Here is a 14,232-nt window from a genome sequence, read left to right as displayed (position 1 = left end):
CGAAAATCCGACTGAGGCGAGAGGGCTCTGCCCCCTCGCACTCTTTGGGTATATTTCTGGAAAGAGGAAGGCTGATCAGCGCGAGAGGCAGCTTTCGAACCCAGAAGTGAGGTGCTCCATCAACGCGCTGTAATGGTCCGCGCCAAGGGGCAGAGCGGCGCCAAGGCCGTCGATGGTGACGGCAGGGATATTCAATGTTTCGGTCACCAATGTGACACTTGCTTTCGGGGTGCTGGGTTCAATCACAAAGCAACCAAGATCTGGCGCTTGTGTGAGCAGCGCACGCAAATGGGCTGGACCTGCATCCTGATCATCGGCGTCTGAGACAGCGGCGTGAGACGTGAGGCCAAAGCGGGCCTGAAAATACTGATAGGCGTCATGGGCTGTGAGGAATTCACCACCTGAAAGAGGTGCAAGGCGGGCCTCGGTCTTGGCGACTTGCTGCTTGAGCGCGTCGACGGCTGTTGCTGCATTGGCGCGGTAGGTTTCTGCATTAGCTGGATCGAGTTTTGCGAGCTCTTCTGCAAGGATCGGCAGCCAAGCCATGGCGTTGTCGGGGCTGAGCCAGACGTGGGCGTCTTTTCGGACTTTGTCTGTTTCCATTTCTGCGTGATCATCGCCGTGATTTTCATGATCTGCGTGGTCATCGTGATCTGCATGTTCTGTGTGATCGTCATGATCATGATCGTGGCTGTCTTTGGTTTCTGTGTGCTCTTCTTCGCTATGGTCGTGATCGTGGTCGTGATCATGTGCGCCGCGTTTGTCGAGGAGCAGTGTGCCTTGGGTTTCCATCAACGCGATGCTGGCTGCATCGGGGGCCATTTCTGCCTTGGCGTTGCCGAGCCATGGCGACATGAGGGGGCCGACCCAGACCAGAAGATCAGCATTTTGCAGCCGAGCCGCCTCGGAGGGGCGCAGGGCGTGATTATGGGGGGATGTTCCTGCCGGTGTGAGGAGTTCAGGTGTGCCGAGATCGCCCATGACTTGGGCGGTGAGGCTATGCAAAGGTGGAATGTCAGCGACAACGCGCAAGGCATCTGCGGTGAGGGGCGTTGCGAAAAGGGCGGTTGTGGTGATCAGATATTTTAGCATAGGGACTCCAAAACTTGAGTAGACGTTAGTGGCGATATGTTATAACATAACAGTATGAGTCAAGATATGAATTCCAAAAAAGCGCCGAGCGCCCCTCTGACGGGCTTTGGCACGCATGATCATACCCGTTGTAAAGCGGCCTCGATGACGGCGGCAGAGGCTCTTTGTGCTGCGCGCAAGCTGCAACTGACGCCTGTGCGCAAGCGGGTCTTGGAGATCTTGCTTGAGGCGCATGAGGCGATGGGCGCTTATGATGTTCTTGCGAGGCTGGCGGCAGAAGGGCTTGGCTCAAAGCCGCCTGTTGCTTACCGGGCGCTTGGCTTTTGGGTTGAGCAAGGGCTTGTGCACCGTATTGAAAAGCTCAACGCCTATGTGGCTTGTGCCCACCCCGGACGAGCGCATGATGCAGCGTTTATGATCTGCCGTGACTGTGGGCGCGTTGCCGAAACAGAGAGCCAAGGGCCGTTTGGCCAAAGCGCAGGCGAGGCTGGGTTTCAGATTGAGTCTATGGTGATCGAGGCGGAAGGGCTTTGCCCAAAATGTATTCCGGAGGCAGGCGCATGAGCTTGATTGAGGCGCGCGGGCTTACCAAGAGCTTTGGCGGCGATGTTGTTTTGCAAGGCGTAAACATTGCGATTGATCCCAGTGAGATCGTGACCATTGTGGGACCGAACGGCTCGGGCAAATCGACCTTGCTGCGCATGTTGGCTGGGGTTCTGAAGCCTGACGGCGGCGAGATCAGCCATGCGGCGGGCTTGACGATCGGCTATGTGCCGCAAAAACTTGAGCTTGAGGCGAGCCTGCCGATGACGGTGCGCCGCTTTCTCAATGTGCCACGGCGTGTCAGTGAGGCGGCGGCGGAGCGGGCTTTGGAGCGTGTTGGTGTGAAGGCCCTGAAGGGGCGCAGTCTTGAGGGGCTTTCGGGCGGGCAGATGCAACGGGTTTTGCTGGCGCGCGCGCTGATTGTGGAGCCTGATGTTTTGATGCTGGATGAGCCGACGCAGGGGCTGGACCAACCCGGGCAAGCCGAGTTTTACCGTCTGATTGAAGATCTGCGCTCTGAACTTGGTTGTGCTGTGATGATGGTCAGTCATGAGCTGCATGTGGTGATGAGCGCGTCAGACCGTGTGATTTGTCTCAATGGGCATATCTGCTGTGAGGGGACGCCCGAGATTGTGCGCAATGCGCCTGAATACCGCCGCCTCTTTGGCTCGGGCACACAGGGGGCTTTGGCGCTTTACCGTCATGAGCATGATCACGTGCACGACGAAAACTGTGGGCATAACCACGCCCACGACCATGAGGACGCTCACTGATGCTCAATGACTTTCTGGTGCGCGCGGGGCTCGCGGGCCTTGGTGTTTCGTTGGCGGCGGGGGCGCTTGGTCCGTTCGTTGTCTGGCGGCGGATGGCATATTTTGGCGATGCGATGGCGCATGCCGCGATTCTGGGTGTTGCCCTGTCGCTTGGCTTTGCGGTTTCAGTATTTATCGGGGTTTTGTTTGCAGCTCTCTTGGTTGCGGTTTTGTTTGTCACGCTGACGCGGCGGAGCCAGTCGGCGGATTCGTCGCTCGGGGTGATCGCACATTCGGCGCTGGCCTTTGGGCTTGTGGCTGTGGCGATGAGTTCGCAATCGCGGGTGATCAATGTTGAGGCCTATCTTTTTGGCGATGTACTGACAGTCTCGCGTGCCGATCTGGCACTGATTTGGAGTGTGGCTGCTGTTGTCGCGCTGTGGCTTGTCTGGCGCTGGCAGGCGCTTGTGACTTGGGTGCTCTCGCCGGATCTGGCGGAGACGAGCGGCTACAACACAAAGCTTGAGGAGGCGGGACTGATTGCTGCGCTGGCATTGGTTGTGGCTGTCGGGATCAAGGCAGTTGGGGCGCTTTTGATCACAGCGCTTCTGATCATTCCTGCGGCGAGTGCGCGGCCACATGTGCGTACGCCTGAAGGCATGATTGCTCTGTCGCTTGGCTTTGGTGCACTGGCGGCTGTGGCGGGGCTGCGTGGCGCACTTTGGTTTGATACGCCTGCAGGGCCGAGCATTGTCTGTGCCGCGGCGATTGCTTTTGCGGTTTCGATGGTTGTGGCGAAGCTGCGGGGCCACTGATGTATAAGCGATATGCGATTTATGACTGCCCTGAGGGGGCGCTTGGGGCCTTTGGCTCGGCATGGCTAGGGAGTGGTGCTGCGCTGGTGGAACGGCCTGCGCGCTATGGCTTTCATGCGACATTGAAGGCGCCTTTTTCGCTGGCGGAAGGCCAGAGCGAGGGCGGGCTTGCTGGGGCTGTGGAGGCGCTGGCGGCGGGGCTTGCGCCTGTGGAGATCACGCTTGAATTGGCGCGGATCGGTGGGTTTTTGGCGCTCGTGCCGAGGGGAGACAGTGAGGCGTTGAACCGCTTGGCGGGGGCTTGTGTGCTTGAGCTTGAGGCCTTTCGCGCGCCTATGAGTGCAGCGGAATATGAGCGCAAGTTGCGGCCCAATATGAGTGAGCGGAAGTTAGAGAACCTCAAGCGTTGGGGCTATCCGCATGTCTTTGACGACTTCCGCTATCATCTGACCCTGACGGGGCCGGTTGCGCAAGGGGCGCGCGAAGCTGTGGTCAACCAGCTGGAAGCGGCACTGCCTGACTTGGGCGCGCCGCATGTTATAGCCTCGCTGTGCCTCTGTGGTGAGGACGCTGCGGGGCAGTTTCACATTCTCCAGAGGTTTCCTCTAAGCGAGGCGTAAACCTAGCATTTCGCGGGCCTGTGCCGCCGTTGCGACGGGGCGCTCGTATTTGTCACAAAGCGCGGCTGCGCGCGCGATCAGTGCGGCGTTGGACGGGGCGAGGGTGTCACGATCAAGGCGCATATTGTCCTCAAGTCCCGCACGGGTATGCCCGCCTGCAGCGATGGCCCATTCGTTGACAACGATCTGGTTTGGCCCGATGCCAGCGGCGCACCATTCGGCGTTTGGTGCGCGGGACTTCATCATCTGCACATAATAATCGAAGACCTCTTTATCAGCGGGCATGGCGTTTTTCACGCCCATGACGAACTGCACATAGAGCTTTCCAAAGAGCGTGCCTTCGGAGTGAAGGCGGATCGCTTGGAGGATGTGAGAGAGATCAAAAGCCTCGATCTCTGGCGTGATCTCGTATTTGACCATCTCGGAGGCGAGCCATGCGACAAGATCAGGGCTGTTCTCATAGACCCGCGTTGGGAAGTTGTTGGAACCCACGGAGAGCGAGGCCATATCGGGGCGCAAAGACAGCATCCCGCCGCGCTCATGGCCTGCACCAGAGCGACCGCCCGTGGAGAACTGCAAGATTGCTTCGGGAGCATGCTTGCGCAGCTCTTCTTGAAGGCGGGCGAACTTCTCGGGGTCCGAACTGGGCGTTTCGTCTTCGTTGCGTACGTGAGCGTGGATGATACTTGCGCCCGCCTCAATGGCGGCGAGGGAACTTTCGACTTGCTCTGCGATTGTTGTGGGCACAGCTGGGTTGTTCGCTTTGGTCGGGACAGAGCCAGTGATGGCGCAGCAGAGAATGCAGGGTTTGGTCATTGAGATGCCTTAAATATCGAAGAATACTGTTTCGCCGTCGCCTTGGAGGCGGATGTCAAAGCGGTAGGTGTTGCCTGTGCGTTTGGCCACAAGAGTTGCTCTGCGATGTTCCCATTCGATCGAGTTCAGGACGGGATCGGAACTGTTGTCTTCGTCTTCAAAATAGAGCCGCGTGTTGAGGCCCACGTTTATGCCGCGCGCGACGATCCAGAGGTTGATATGGGGCGCTTGCATCTGCCCGTTGCGGCCGAGGGTTGCTCCTGGCTTCACCGTATCAAAGCCCCATTCGCCTGTGGCAAAATCAGTGATGACACGGCCCCAGCCGCGAAAGCCTTGTTCTACTTCGCCCGCGCTTTCGGGATGTGCATAGACGCCTGCCGCATTGGCCTGCCATGCTTCAAGCAGCACGTCTTTCACAGGCGCACCTGTCCCGTCGATCACGAGGCCTTCGACGCGGATGCGTTCACCCGCTGCATTGGGGCCAGTGATGTCGTGGCCAAGCTCTTCGCGGTAGATATCAAAGCCAGCCGCCCCCGGTGCGAGGCCGATGTGAACATAGGGCCCAGCGGTTTGGGAGGGGGTTTCTTTAAGGTATTTTGGCCCGTTGCTCATATCAATTCCCCTCCAGCTTGTTTTCAAAGAGCGTCGAGCGGCGGCCGCGCAGGACGATATCGAAGCGATAAGCAATTGTATCGAGCGGAATCGTTGCGTTCATATCAAGCTTTGCTGTGAGCTGGTCTATCGCGGCTGGATCGGGGATTGTCTGGACAATCGGACAGCGTGCGATGAGCGGGTCGCCTTCAAAATAAAGCTGGGTGATGAGGCGCTGTGCGAAGCCCGAGCCAAAAACTGAGACATGGATATGCGCGGGGCGCCAATCATTGATACCGTTGCGCCAAGGGTAGGCGCCAGGTTTGACTGTGCGGAAGTAGTAATAGCCGTCGGCGTCGGACAACGTGCGCCCGCAGCCGCCAAAGTTCGGATCAATCGGGGCGAGATAGGTATCTTTTTTGTGGCGGTAGCGTCCGCCTGCGTTGGCTTGCCAGACTTCGACCAACGTGTTGGGCACGGGGCGGGCGTTTTCATCCAAGACACGGCCATGAACGATAATGCGCTCGCCGATGGGGCTCTCGCCTGCTTTGGCGTAGTTGCTGAGAAGGTCGTTATCGAGCGGGTCGATATCATTGTGGCCAAAGCGCGGACCTGTGATTTCGCTTGGGGTATTTTCCAGCGAGATGAGCGAATAGCGCGGCGAACGGGCGACCGATGTTTTGTAAGGCGGCGTGAGGGCAGGCGGATGCCAGTTGCGGTCACGCTGGTAGAACTCGGCTGGTTTCATGTGTCTGCCTCCATTTCGGCATATGTCTCTTTGGCCAGTTTTAGCGCGTGGTTGGCGCGTGGCACGCCTGCATAGAGCGCGACGTGTTGGAAGACTTCAAGAACGTCTGTCTTGCTTGCGCCCGTGCGCGCTGTGGCGCGGATGTGCATCGGGATCTCGTCAAAGTTGCCTAAGGCGGCGAGAAGCGCAAGGGTCAGCATCGAACGCTCGCGATCAGGGATGCCGTCGGAGGCCCAGACATTGCCCCAAGCGGTTTCTGTGATCAGCTCTTGAAATGGAGTGTCAAACTCGGTTTTGGCGGCTTCGGCACGGGCGACATGGGCCTCGCCGAGGATATGGCGGCGCACGTTCATACCCTTATTGTAACGGTCACTCATAATCAGACTCCTAGTAGGGCAGGCCTATGTAATTTTGGGCCATGACGCTTTGCGCGGATTTGTTGCTGCGCAAAAAGTCGATGTCGGCCTTTTGCATTTTGAGATCAAACTCGGTCTGATCGGGGAAGCGGTGCAGAAGATTTGTCATCCACCACGAGAATCGCTCGGCCTTCCAGACGCGGGCGAGGGCCTTCTCGCTGTAGGTCTCCAGTCCTGCGCTATTGTTCTCAAGGTAGTGTTGTTTGAGGCCCTCAAAGAGATAGTGAATATCGCTTGCGGCAGTGTTGAGCCCCTTGGCGCCCGTGGGTGGGACGATATGGGCCGCATCACCACAGAGAAAGAGGCGGCCCCAGCGCATTGGCTCAGTCACAAAGCTGCGCAAGGGCGCGATGGACTTTTCGATGCTTGGTCCTGTGACAAGCTTTTCGGCGTGCTGGGCTGGTATGCGGCGCTTCAGCTCTTGCCAGAAGGCTTCGTCTGTCCAGTCTTCGGGTTTGTCCGAGAGCGAGCACTGGATATAATAGCGGCTGAGCTTGGCGTTGCGCATGGAGCAGAGGGCAAAACCGCGCTCGGAGGCGGCATAAATCAGTTCGTCGTTGACGGGGGGTGTCTCTGAGAGGATGCCAAGCCAGCCGAAGGGGTAAACCTTCTCGTATTCACGGCGCACGGACAGCGGTATGGTTTGGCGTGAGACACCGTGAAAGCCATCGCAGCCAGCGATAAAGTCGCAATCAATGCGATGGGTCTCTCCGCAGACATTATAAGTGACGTAGGCTTTGTCTGTGTCGGCGCCGTGGATTTCGACCTGTTCGACATTGAAGAGTGTCCGCAAGCCAGCGGCTTCGCGCGCGTCATACAGATCACGGGTGACTTCTGTTTGGCCGTAAACGACGACAGATGTATCGGTGTGTTCTTTGAAATTGATGGTGAACTCTTCGTCCCCATAGGAGATGATCGTGCCGTCATGCACAAAGCCCTCCGCCTCAAGCCGTGCGCCAACGCCTGCTTGGTGCATCAGGCTAATTGTGCCTGTCTCAAGGATGCCTGCACGGATGCGGCTCAGGACATAGTCACGCGTTTTGCGCTCCAGCACCACGGCGTCGATGCCTTGGGTGTGGAGGAGCTGTCCGAGGAGGAGGCCAGAGGGGCCACCGCCGATGATGACGACTTGGGTACGCATGGTCTGCCTTTCTAGAAAGTTCGTGAACTTTAATGGTCAAATTTGATATGTAAAATGAATTAGATGGCGATATAGTTGCCCAAAAAGGAAAGTAATGGACCGCCGTATCAAGCTTCGCCATATTGAGGCCTTTGCCGAGATAGCCCGCCACAAAAGTCTCAAGGGGGCGGGCGAGGCGCTTGGGCTGACACAGCCTGCGATCTCCAAAATTCTCAAAGAGCTTGAGGATATTCTTGGTGCAAGCCTTATGAGCCGTGGGCGTGGTGGCGTAGAGCTGAGTGCTGAGGGGGCCGTTTTTCTGAAAGGTGCTGAGGCCAGCCTGTCGGCACTCCGGCAAGGCTTTGACGGCGTGACGCGGCTTAAGGCAGGGGGCTCGGGGGCTCTTTCTGTGGGTGCGATGCCAAGCGTTGCAGCGCGGGTTTTACCACTGGCGAGCTTGAAGTTTCGAGAGAAGGAACCTGAGACAGTCCTGAAGGTGGAGGATGGGCCGCACGGTTTTTTGATGGAGCGGTTGCGCGCTGGGGCGCTTGATCTGGTTGTTGGCCGGATGGGCCCGCCCGCGACGATGACAGGGATCAGCTTTACGCAGCTTTATAGCGAGCAGGTGGCTTTCGTTGTGCGCACGGGGCATCCGCTGTGTGGCGAGCGGCGGCTTGCGGCGCTGCGCGACCAGCTTGTGATCTATCCGACAGAGCGCGCGGCGATTCGGCCTTTGGTGGATAGGCTCTTCATTGCTGAAGGGGTGGCCGAGTTGCCATATCGGATTGAGAGTGTTTCGGGCGATTATGGTCGTGGGCTGACGCGGGCGAGCGAGGCGGTCTGGATCATTTCCCAAAGTGTTGTCGCAGGCGATATCGCAAGTGGGCTCTTGGAGCAGCTGCCCATTGAAACAGGGATTACCGCGGGACCAGTGGGGGTTATGACGCGGGCGGAGGAGGATGTCTCGCCATCAGCACAGCTCTTTCGGGCGGGCTTGAGCGAGGCGGTTTCAGAGCTGGGGCTGAGCGCCTGAACGCAAAACGGCCCCGCGAGAGGCGGAGCCGTTTGTGACATGTAGGTGCCTTAGAGGCTGGCTGTGAGAGCCGCAACGATGGCATCACCCATCTCGGAGGTGCTGATCGCGCTGACACCTTCTTCTCCGAGAAGATCTGCTGTGCGCAGGCCATCGGCGAGAACTTTTTCGACGGCTTTTTCCAAGCGGTCGGCTTCAGCGCCCTGATCAAAGCTGTAGCGCAGAGCCATAGCGAAGCTGAGCACACAGGCGATCGGGTTGGCTTTGCCTTGGCCCGCAATATCGGGGGCGGAGCCGTGTACTGGCTCATAGAGCGCCTTGGGGCGGCCATTGGCCATTGGCACGCCAAGCGAGGCTGAGGGCAGCATGCCCAAGCTACCTGTGAGCATTGCGGCCATGTCAGACAAGAGATCCCCGAAGAGGTTGTCTGTCACGATCACGTCAAACTGCTTGGGCCAGCGGCAGAGCTGCATCGCGCCTGCGTCGGCATACATGTGAGAAAGCTCGACGTCGGCGTATTCGGCTTGGTGAACTTCTGTCACAACATCGCGCCAGAGAATGCCTGATTCCATGACGTTGGCTTTTTCCATTGAGCAAACTTTGTTGCCACGCTTGCGCGCGAGTTCAAAGGCGGAGCGCGCCACGCGGGCGATTTCGCTTTCGGTGTAGCGCTGCGTGTTGATACCGACGCGCTCATTGCCTTCTTCAAAAATGCCGCGTGGTTCGCCAAAGTAAACGCCTGACGTCAGCTCGCGCACGATCATGATATCAAGACCCGCGACCACGTCTTTCTTGAGCGAGGAGAAATCGGCCAGCGCGTCAAAGCACTGCGCGGGGCGCAGGTTTGAGAAGAGGTCCATTTCTTTGCGCAGGCGCAGAAGGCCGCGCTCTGGCTTTACGGAGAAGTCGAGCACATCATACTTGGGTCCACCAACGGCGCCGAGGAGAACGGCGTCAACCTCTTGGGCTTTGGCCATTGTGTCGTCATGCAGGGGCGTTCCGTGCGCGTCATAGGCTGCGCCGCCGACGAGGTCTTCGCTGACGTCAAAGGCGAGGCCGCGGTTTGCGCCATACCAGTCGATGATCTTGCGGACTTCGGCCATAACTTCGGGGCCGATGCCGTCACCGGGAAGAATAAGAAGCGAAGGGTTGCTCATAATGTGGTTCCTCGTTTGAAAAGCTTGGCTCTGAGCTAGCGGCTGGCGAGGGGAGGGTCAAGAAACATAAGGTGCAAGCCCAGCTTCGAGTGCGTCCCATACGCTTTCTGGGGCCAAGCTGCAGGCGCTTTTGCGAGAGTTTGAAGGCACGCCTCTGCGCGACGTTCTACGGCAGTTTGATATCAATCCAGACGAGGCGATGACGGCTGGCAGCAAGGGCGAGCGCGTGGTCCGCGGATGTGGGCGCTGGCCAGAAGACGCCTGCATCGCTGACTGTGACATCAGCGGAGGGCAGCAGGAAATCGACGCGCATGTTACCAGGGCCGAATGTGTCGGCGGTGGGCTCTGCCCAATCTGCCGTATCAAGCGCGGGATCGCCGAGATGAGCCGGAGTGGCGGCGGAGGCCGCGCCTTGGCTTTTGGGGCGCGGGTCTTGCAGCTGGGGGTGAGTGAGCAGGGCTTGCATCACTTCGCGCCGCCCTGCGCCATCTGCGGGGTCTAGATTGGCTCCGAAGGCGAGGACGAAGGGGCCGCTGGGCGGCGTGCCGAGGCGGCCTTCGATATGATGTAGCCAGAGGGCATTTTCGTCGTGGTTGCGCTTGCCGTTCCGGTCTTCTGCGCCGTCAAAGACGGGTGGTGTGGCTTGGCTGATCAGCAAGGTGAGCGGGCCGCTCGATAGGGTGACGGGCAGGGACCAGTGCGCTGTTGTTGAAAGGCGTTGGGCGGCAAGAGCAGCATCGGAGGGGAAAGGGGCGCCGCTGGCGTGTGTGGGCAGCAGCGCCTCGGGAAAATCGCGCCAGAGGAGGGCGGAGAAATCCTGAAGGTGCGGCTCATCAATCGGGAAGCGAGAAAGGACGGCGAGGCCGCCTTGGCCCGCAAAATAACCAAAGCCTTGTGAATCGCGGGGGCCACCGAGCCGGCCATCCCCATCCATATCAAGGCCCGTGGCCCAGCCCGTATTGGGACGGCGGGCGAAAGCGTAGGGATAGGGCGCAGCTGTTTCGGCGAGCAGATCAGCGAAGGCACGCAGGGCGGAAAGCTCTGCATCATAGTCAAAATCTGAGAGAACGAGGATATCAGGATCTGTGCGTGTGATCACGTCTCGGGCGGCAAGGGCCTGCGCCTCTTTGCGCGAGATGTCGCGTAAGAGGAGGCCTGGGCCTTTGCGTGAGAGGCCCGCGCTAAAAAAGGCGATGCGCAGGTCTTTTGCCGAAAGCGGGGAGGCTAACGGAACGAGGAGCAGGAGTGTGAAAACGATCAGGCAGAGGCGGTTTGCAATCCGCTTTTTTCGGCTTCTGAGTAGGCGCGATTGCGCTTTTCCTCGATCAGCTCGGCGATCCGGCCCATGGCGATACCACGCATGATCATGCTGGCAGGAAGAAAGGCCCATGCTGTCATCGTCCAGATCAAGGTTTGCGGATTCTGCATCGAGATCGGATCAATGAAGCTTGATGCAGCTTTCACAATGGCTGGGATCAAGAATGGTAGTAAAATTCCTAACACAATGTTAAGACCTGCGTCGCGTTTGAGGCGGTGGACCACATCGCCGCCTGCTGTCGGGTCAAACAGGGGCAGGTTGATCCAGACGTTAAAGGCGCGGTTGCGTGTCGGCCAGCCGAGGAGGCGGACCATTGTGACGAATATGAAAAGGGCGACCAGCGACACCATATAGGCGATACCTGCTGAGGTGCGAACAGAGCTGATCAGCTCGGCAGAGGCGTATTCTGGCATCATCAGGACGACAAGCCGCACAGGCGAGAAGGGGAAATCAAGAGCTGTTCCCCAAGCCGTGCCAAGCTGCGTCAGCGTATTGGCCATCGGATTGGAGCCTGTGGGGCTGGCGAGAATGACGGAGAGCAGTGTCACAATCACGAACAATGCCAAAAAGCGCAGCCTGTTGAAGGGCGAGGCGTAGCGGAATTCGATGATTGAGGGATATTGGCTGTAATACTCGATGAAGACCATCAAGAAGGCCAGAAGCGCCACCAAGACCGTGATCTGGCTGGTGTCAGTGCTGACATTTGGAAGCAAGAGTGATGGCATAGCCACCAGAAAAGCCATTAATATAGCGCGCAAAGCTGCGCCAGTTACACGAGTAAACACTGCCCAATCCTTCCAACTTGGTCGGTCACGATACGATGCCGTGTCCTTGTTCCAACTTGAACCCGCTCTTTATGGCGGTATGCCTCAATCTTGCCCAATTTTTGCCTTCTTTCGATTCACAGCTCAAGTCATGCGTTGATAAGAGCTTGGAAATGGGGCGCTTTAAGGGAGCAAGTGGTGCGAGATTGCATCAATTGTGGATCGTAAATGTGGCGTTTCAAAACAATTTTACTACATTTTGTACGATCGGGCAGTTTTGCCCATAGGGACAGATTTGGGGAGTTTTCATCAAAGTGTTCAATGCGCGGCCACGAGAGCTGTCTTGCAGCCGCGCTTGATATTTTAGAGCCGGCTCAAACCCAAGGGCGCGACTGGCTTGCCGTAGCTTCGAATGTGTCGATCGCGGCGGCCTTTTCCATGGTCAGGGCAATGTCATCCAGACCTTCGAGCAGGCAGTGCTTTTTGAAGGCATCTACTTCAAAGGCGAAAACGTCACCATCTGAAGTCGTCACCGTCTGAGCTTCGAGATCGACATCCATGCGAGCGTTGGCGCCCTTTTCAGCGTCTTTCATCAAGACATCGACAGCCTCTTGCGGCAAGACGATCGGCAGGATGCCGTTCTTGAAGCAGTTGTTGTAGAAGATGTCGGCAAAGCTTGTTGAAATGACGGCCTTGATGCCAAAATCTGCGATGGCCCAAGGCGCGTGTTCGCGCGAGGAACCACAGCCGAAGTTGTCACCGGCCACAAGGATTTGCGCTTCGCGGTAGGCGGGCTGGTTGAGCACGAAGTCAGCGACTTCTGTGCCATCGCGGTTGTAGCGCATCTCGTCAAAGAGATTTTTGCCAAAGCCTGTGCGGGCAATCGACTTTAGAAACACCTTGGGGATGATCATATCAGTGTCGATATTCACGAGGGGCATCGGCGCGGCGATGCCTGAGAGTTTTTCGAACTTGTCCATTAGATCATATCCCGAATGTCTGTGAGGTGGCCTGTGATGGCAGCGGCGGCGGCCATGGCAGGCGACACAAGGTGTGTGCGGCCCTTGTAGCCTTGGCGGCCTTCGAAGTTGCGGTTTGAGGTGGCCGCGCAGCGCTCACCTTCTGAGAGCTGGTCTGGGTTCATCGCGAGGCACATGGAGCAGCCCGCGAGGCGCCATTCAAAGCCCGCCTCTTTGAAGATATCAGCCAAGCCTTCTTCTTCTGCTTGGGCACGGACAAGGCCCGAGCCTGGAACGATCATGGCGCGCATGCCGTCCTTGATTTTCTTGCCTTTCAGGATTGCGGCTGCAGCGCGCAAATCTTCGATGCGCCCGTTTGTGCAAGAGCCGATGAAGACTGTGTCGATCTGAATGTCTGTGAGCTTCTGGCCCGCAGTAAGACCCATATACTCAAGCGCGCGCTTGGCCGCGTCGACTTTGCCGCCCTTGAAGCTCTCGGGGTGAGGAACAACGCCTGTAATTGGAAGAACGTCTTCGGGCGATGTGCCCCAAGTGACAACGGGTTGGATGTCTTCGCCCTTAAGCGTCACGACTTTGTCAAACACGGCGTCTTCGTCTGTGTAGAGCGTTTTCCACCAGTTGAGGGCGGCTTCCCACTGTGCGCCTTTGGGAGCGTGGGGCCGGCCTTTGACATAGGCGTATGTTGTTTCGTCAGGCGCAATAAGGCCTGCGCGCGCGCCGCCTTCGATGGCCATGTTGCAAACAGTCATGCGGCCTTCCATCGAGAGATCGCTGATCGCTTCGCCGCAATATTCGATGACATAGCCAGTGCCGCCAGCTGTGCCTGTCTCGCCGATGACGGCAAGGGTGATGTCTTTTGCGGTCACGCCGGGCATCAGTTTGCCAGTGATCTCGACTTTCATGTTCTTGGATTTTTTCTGGATCAGCGTTTGGGTGGCGAGCACGTGCTCGACCTCTGATGTGCCGATGCCGTGGGCGAGCGCACCAAAGGCGCCGTGAGTCGCTGTGTGGCTGTCGCCGCAGACGACTGTCATGCCCGGAAGCGTCCAACCTTGCTCAGGGCCAACGATGTGAACGATGCCTTGGCGAACGTCGGAAACGGGATAATAGTGCACGCCAAATTCGCGGGCGTTCTTGTCCAGCGCATCGACTTGGATGCGGCTCTCTTCGTTTTCGATGCCTTTGGCGCGGTCAAGCGTTGTGGGGACGTTGTGATCGGGCACAGCGATTGTTTTTTCTGGTGCGCGAACCTTGCGGCCCGTCATGCGCAGGCCTTCAAACGCCTGTGGCGATGTCACTTCGTGGACAAGGTGACGATCAATGTAGAGAAGGCAGGTGCCATCCTCGGCTTCATGGGCGACGTGGGCATCCCAGATTTTATCATAGAGTGTTTTGGGGGACATGTGTCCTCTCCCGTATAAAGAATGTTGAATGGTGGCGGTCGAAAAGACAGGCGGGTGCGGCTTA

Annotated in this window: 16 protein-coding genes; 5 read left to right on the top strand and 11 right to left on the bottom strand. The window is 58.1% G+C overall.

From position 1 onward, the window contains the following. Nucleotides 1-75: 75 nt before the first annotated feature. Nucleotides 76-1,092 carry a zinc ABC transporter substrate-binding protein gene (locus DSM117340_RS13045; RefSeq protein ID WP_089892441.1) on the bottom strand — a complete coding sequence of 339 codons (1,017 nt, stop codon included), beginning with the start codon at nt 1,090-1,092 and terminating at the stop codon, nt 76-78. A gap of 66 nt (nt 1,093-1,158) precedes the next feature. Here DSM117340_RS13045 and DSM117340_RS13040 point away from each other — a divergent pair, with 66 nt between their 5' ends. From DSM117340_RS13040 to DSM117340_RS13025, 4 genes are read left to right on the top strand one after another with little or no spacing between them, the layout of a single operon-like run. Continuing rightward, complete coding sequence (locus DSM117340_RS13040; protein WP_089892437.1) at nt 1,159-1,656, top strand: Fur family transcriptional regulator; 498 nt, start codon at nt 1,159-1,161, stop codon at nt 1,654-1,656. Beyond that, on the top strand, nt 1,653-2,408 hold the full coding sequence (locus DSM117340_RS13035) for a metal ABC transporter ATP-binding protein (RefSeq protein WP_089892434.1): 756 nt from the start codon (nt 1,653-1,655) through the stop codon (nt 2,406-2,408). Before DSM117340_RS13040 ends, DSM117340_RS13035 begins: the two co-directional genes overlap by 4 nt. Beyond that, nucleotides 2,408-3,202 (top strand): metal ABC transporter permease, encoded by a 795-nt coding sequence (locus tag DSM117340_RS13030; protein WP_089892431.1) that lies wholly within the window; start codon nt 2,408-2,410, stop codon nt 3,200-3,202. Before DSM117340_RS13035 ends, DSM117340_RS13030 begins: the two co-directional genes overlap by 1 nt. Next, entirely contained in the window at nt 3,202-3,822 is a 621-nt protein-coding gene (locus DSM117340_RS13025) for a DUF1045 domain-containing protein (RefSeq protein ID WP_089892428.1), read from the top strand. Before DSM117340_RS13030 ends, DSM117340_RS13025 begins: the two co-directional genes overlap by 1 nt. On the opposite strand, the gene DSM117340_RS13020 is transcribed toward DSM117340_RS13025, so the two are convergent. The 5 genes from DSM117340_RS13020 to pobA are packed head-to-tail and all read right to left on the bottom strand — an operon-like array spanning nt 3,808 to nt 7,534. Next, nucleotides 3,808-4,638 (bottom strand): 3-keto-5-aminohexanoate cleavage protein, encoded by an 831-nt coding sequence (locus DSM117340_RS13020; RefSeq protein WP_089892426.1) that lies wholly within the window; start codon nt 4,636-4,638, stop codon nt 3,808-3,810. The two genes, DSM117340_RS13025 and DSM117340_RS13020, sit on opposite strands and share 15 nt — an antisense overlap. Before the next feature lie 9 nt (nt 4,639-4,647). After that, a complete protein-coding gene (pcaG, locus tag DSM117340_RS13015) occupies nt 4,648-5,250 on the bottom strand; it encodes a protocatechuate 3,4-dioxygenase subunit alpha (protein ID WP_089892423.1) in 603 nt (200 codons plus the stop codon). A gap of 1 nt (nt 5,251) precedes the next feature. After that, nucleotides 5,252-5,977, bottom strand: coding sequence for a protocatechuate 3,4-dioxygenase subunit beta (gene pcaH / locus DSM117340_RS13010; RefSeq protein ID WP_089892420.1), 726 nt, complete (start codon nt 5,975-5,977; stop codon nt 5,252-5,254). Next, entirely contained in the window at nt 5,974-6,354 is a 381-nt protein-coding gene (gene pcaC / locus DSM117340_RS13005) for a 4-carboxymuconolactone decarboxylase (RefSeq protein ID WP_089892416.1), read from the bottom strand. The genes pcaH and pcaC overlap by 4 nt, the downstream gene beginning before the upstream one ends. A 10-nt stretch (nt 6,355-6,364) precedes the next feature. Then, the gene (gene pobA / locus DSM117340_RS13000; RefSeq protein WP_089892413.1) at nt 6,365-7,534 is read right to left on the bottom strand and encodes a 4-hydroxybenzoate 3-monooxygenase; all 1,170 of its coding nucleotides are present in this window, start codon (nt 7,532-7,534) and stop codon (nt 6,365-6,367) included. A 94-nt stretch (nt 7,535-7,628) separates the two neighbouring features. Between pobA and pcaQ the strand changes: the two genes are divergently transcribed. Next, the gene (gene pcaQ, locus DSM117340_RS12995; protein ID WP_089892410.1) at nt 7,629-8,546 is read left to right on the top strand and encodes a pca operon transcription factor PcaQ; all 918 of its coding nucleotides are present in this window, start codon (nt 7,629-7,631) and stop codon (nt 8,544-8,546) included. Between the two features lie 50 nt (nt 8,547-8,596). On the opposite strand, the gene leuB is transcribed toward pcaQ, so the two are convergent. From leuB to leuC, 5 genes are all read right to left on the bottom strand, one after another. After that, entirely contained in the window at nt 8,597-9,703 is a 1,107-nt protein-coding gene (gene leuB, locus DSM117340_RS12990) for a 3-isopropylmalate dehydrogenase (RefSeq protein WP_089892407.1), read from the bottom strand. A 166-nt stretch (nt 9,704-9,869) separates the two neighbouring features. Further along, the gene (locus DSM117340_RS12985) at nt 9,870-10,841 is read right to left on the bottom strand and encodes an endonuclease/exonuclease/phosphatase family protein (protein ID WP_271437399.1); all 972 of its coding nucleotides are present in this window, start codon (nt 10,839-10,841) and stop codon (nt 9,870-9,872) included. 119 nt (nt 10,842-10,960) lie between these two features. Further along, a complete protein-coding gene (locus DSM117340_RS12980) occupies nt 10,961-11,806 on the bottom strand; it encodes a hypothetical protein (RefSeq protein ID WP_089892404.1) in 846 nt (281 codons plus the stop codon). A gap of 353 nt (nt 11,807-12,159) precedes the next feature. After that, complete coding sequence (gene leuD / locus DSM117340_RS12975; protein ID WP_089892401.1) at nt 12,160-12,765, bottom strand: 3-isopropylmalate dehydratase small subunit; 606 nt, start codon at nt 12,763-12,765, stop codon at nt 12,160-12,162. Then, nucleotides 12,765-14,168 carry a 3-isopropylmalate dehydratase large subunit gene (gene leuC / locus DSM117340_RS12970; RefSeq protein ID WP_089892398.1) on the bottom strand — a complete coding sequence of 468 codons (1,404 nt, stop codon included), beginning with the start codon at nt 14,166-14,168 and terminating at the stop codon, nt 12,765-12,767. The genes leuD and leuC overlap by 1 nt, the downstream gene beginning before the upstream one ends. Nucleotides 14,169-14,232 lie beyond the last annotated feature (64 nt).

The organism is Lentibacter algarum, assembly GCF_040580765.1.
GTDB lineage: Bacteria > Pseudomonadota > Alphaproteobacteria > Rhodobacterales > Rhodobacteraceae > Lentibacter > Lentibacter algarum.
Note: the sequence above shows the minus strand (reverse complement) of the source record. Positions and strands in the feature narration are given on the sequence as shown.

What these genes read in the sequence shown, in the direction of transcription:
- pcaG (WP_089892423.1), bottom strand. Translation starts at nt 5,250, where the DNA reads ATGAGCAACGGGCCAAAATACCTTAAAGAAACCCCCTCCCAAACCGCT.
- leuB (WP_089892407.1), bottom strand. Translation starts at nt 9,703, where the DNA reads ATGAGCAACCCTTCGCTTCTTATTCTTCCCGGTGACGGCATCGGCCCC.
- pcaQ (WP_089892410.1), top strand. Translation starts at nt 7,629, where the DNA reads ATGGACCGCCGTATCAAGCTTCGCCATATTGAGGCCTTTGCCGAGATA.
- DSM117340_RS13030 (WP_089892431.1), top strand. Translation starts at nt 2,408, where the DNA reads ATGCTCAATGACTTTCTGGTGCGCGCGGGGCTCGCGGGCCTTGGTGTT.
- pcaH (WP_089892420.1), bottom strand. Translation starts at nt 5,977, where the DNA reads ATGAAACCAGCCGAGTTCTACCAGCGTGACCGCAACTGGCATCCGCCT.
- DSM117340_RS13045 (WP_089892441.1), bottom strand. Translation starts at nt 1,092, where the DNA reads ATGCTAAAATATCTGATCACCACAACCGCCCTTTTCGCAACGCCCCTC.
- leuC (WP_089892398.1), bottom strand. Translation starts at nt 14,168, where the DNA reads ATGTCCCCCAAAACACTCTATGATAAAATCTGGGATGCCCACGTCGCC.
- leuD (WP_089892401.1), bottom strand. Translation starts at nt 12,765, where the DNA reads ATGGACAAGTTCGAAAAACTCTCAGGCATCGCCGCGCCGATGCCCCTC.
- DSM117340_RS13020 (WP_089892426.1), bottom strand. Translation starts at nt 4,638, where the DNA reads ATGACCAAACCCTGCATTCTCTGCTGCGCCATCACTGGCTCTGTCCCG.
- DSM117340_RS13040 (WP_089892437.1), top strand. Translation starts at nt 1,159, where the DNA reads ATGAATTCCAAAAAAGCGCCGAGCGCCCCTCTGACGGGCTTTGGCACG.
- DSM117340_RS13025 (WP_089892428.1), top strand. Translation starts at nt 3,202, where the DNA reads ATGTATAAGCGATATGCGATTTATGACTGCCCTGAGGGGGCGCTTGGG.
- pcaC (WP_089892416.1), bottom strand. Translation starts at nt 6,354, where the DNA reads ATGAGTGACCGTTACAATAAGGGTATGAACGTGCGCCGCCATATCCTC.
- pobA (WP_089892413.1), bottom strand. Translation starts at nt 7,534, where the DNA reads ATGCGTACCCAAGTCGTCATCATCGGCGGTGGCCCCTCTGGCCTCCTC.
- DSM117340_RS13035 (WP_089892434.1), top strand. Translation starts at nt 1,653, where the DNA reads ATGAGCTTGATTGAGGCGCGCGGGCTTACCAAGAGCTTTGGCGGCGAT.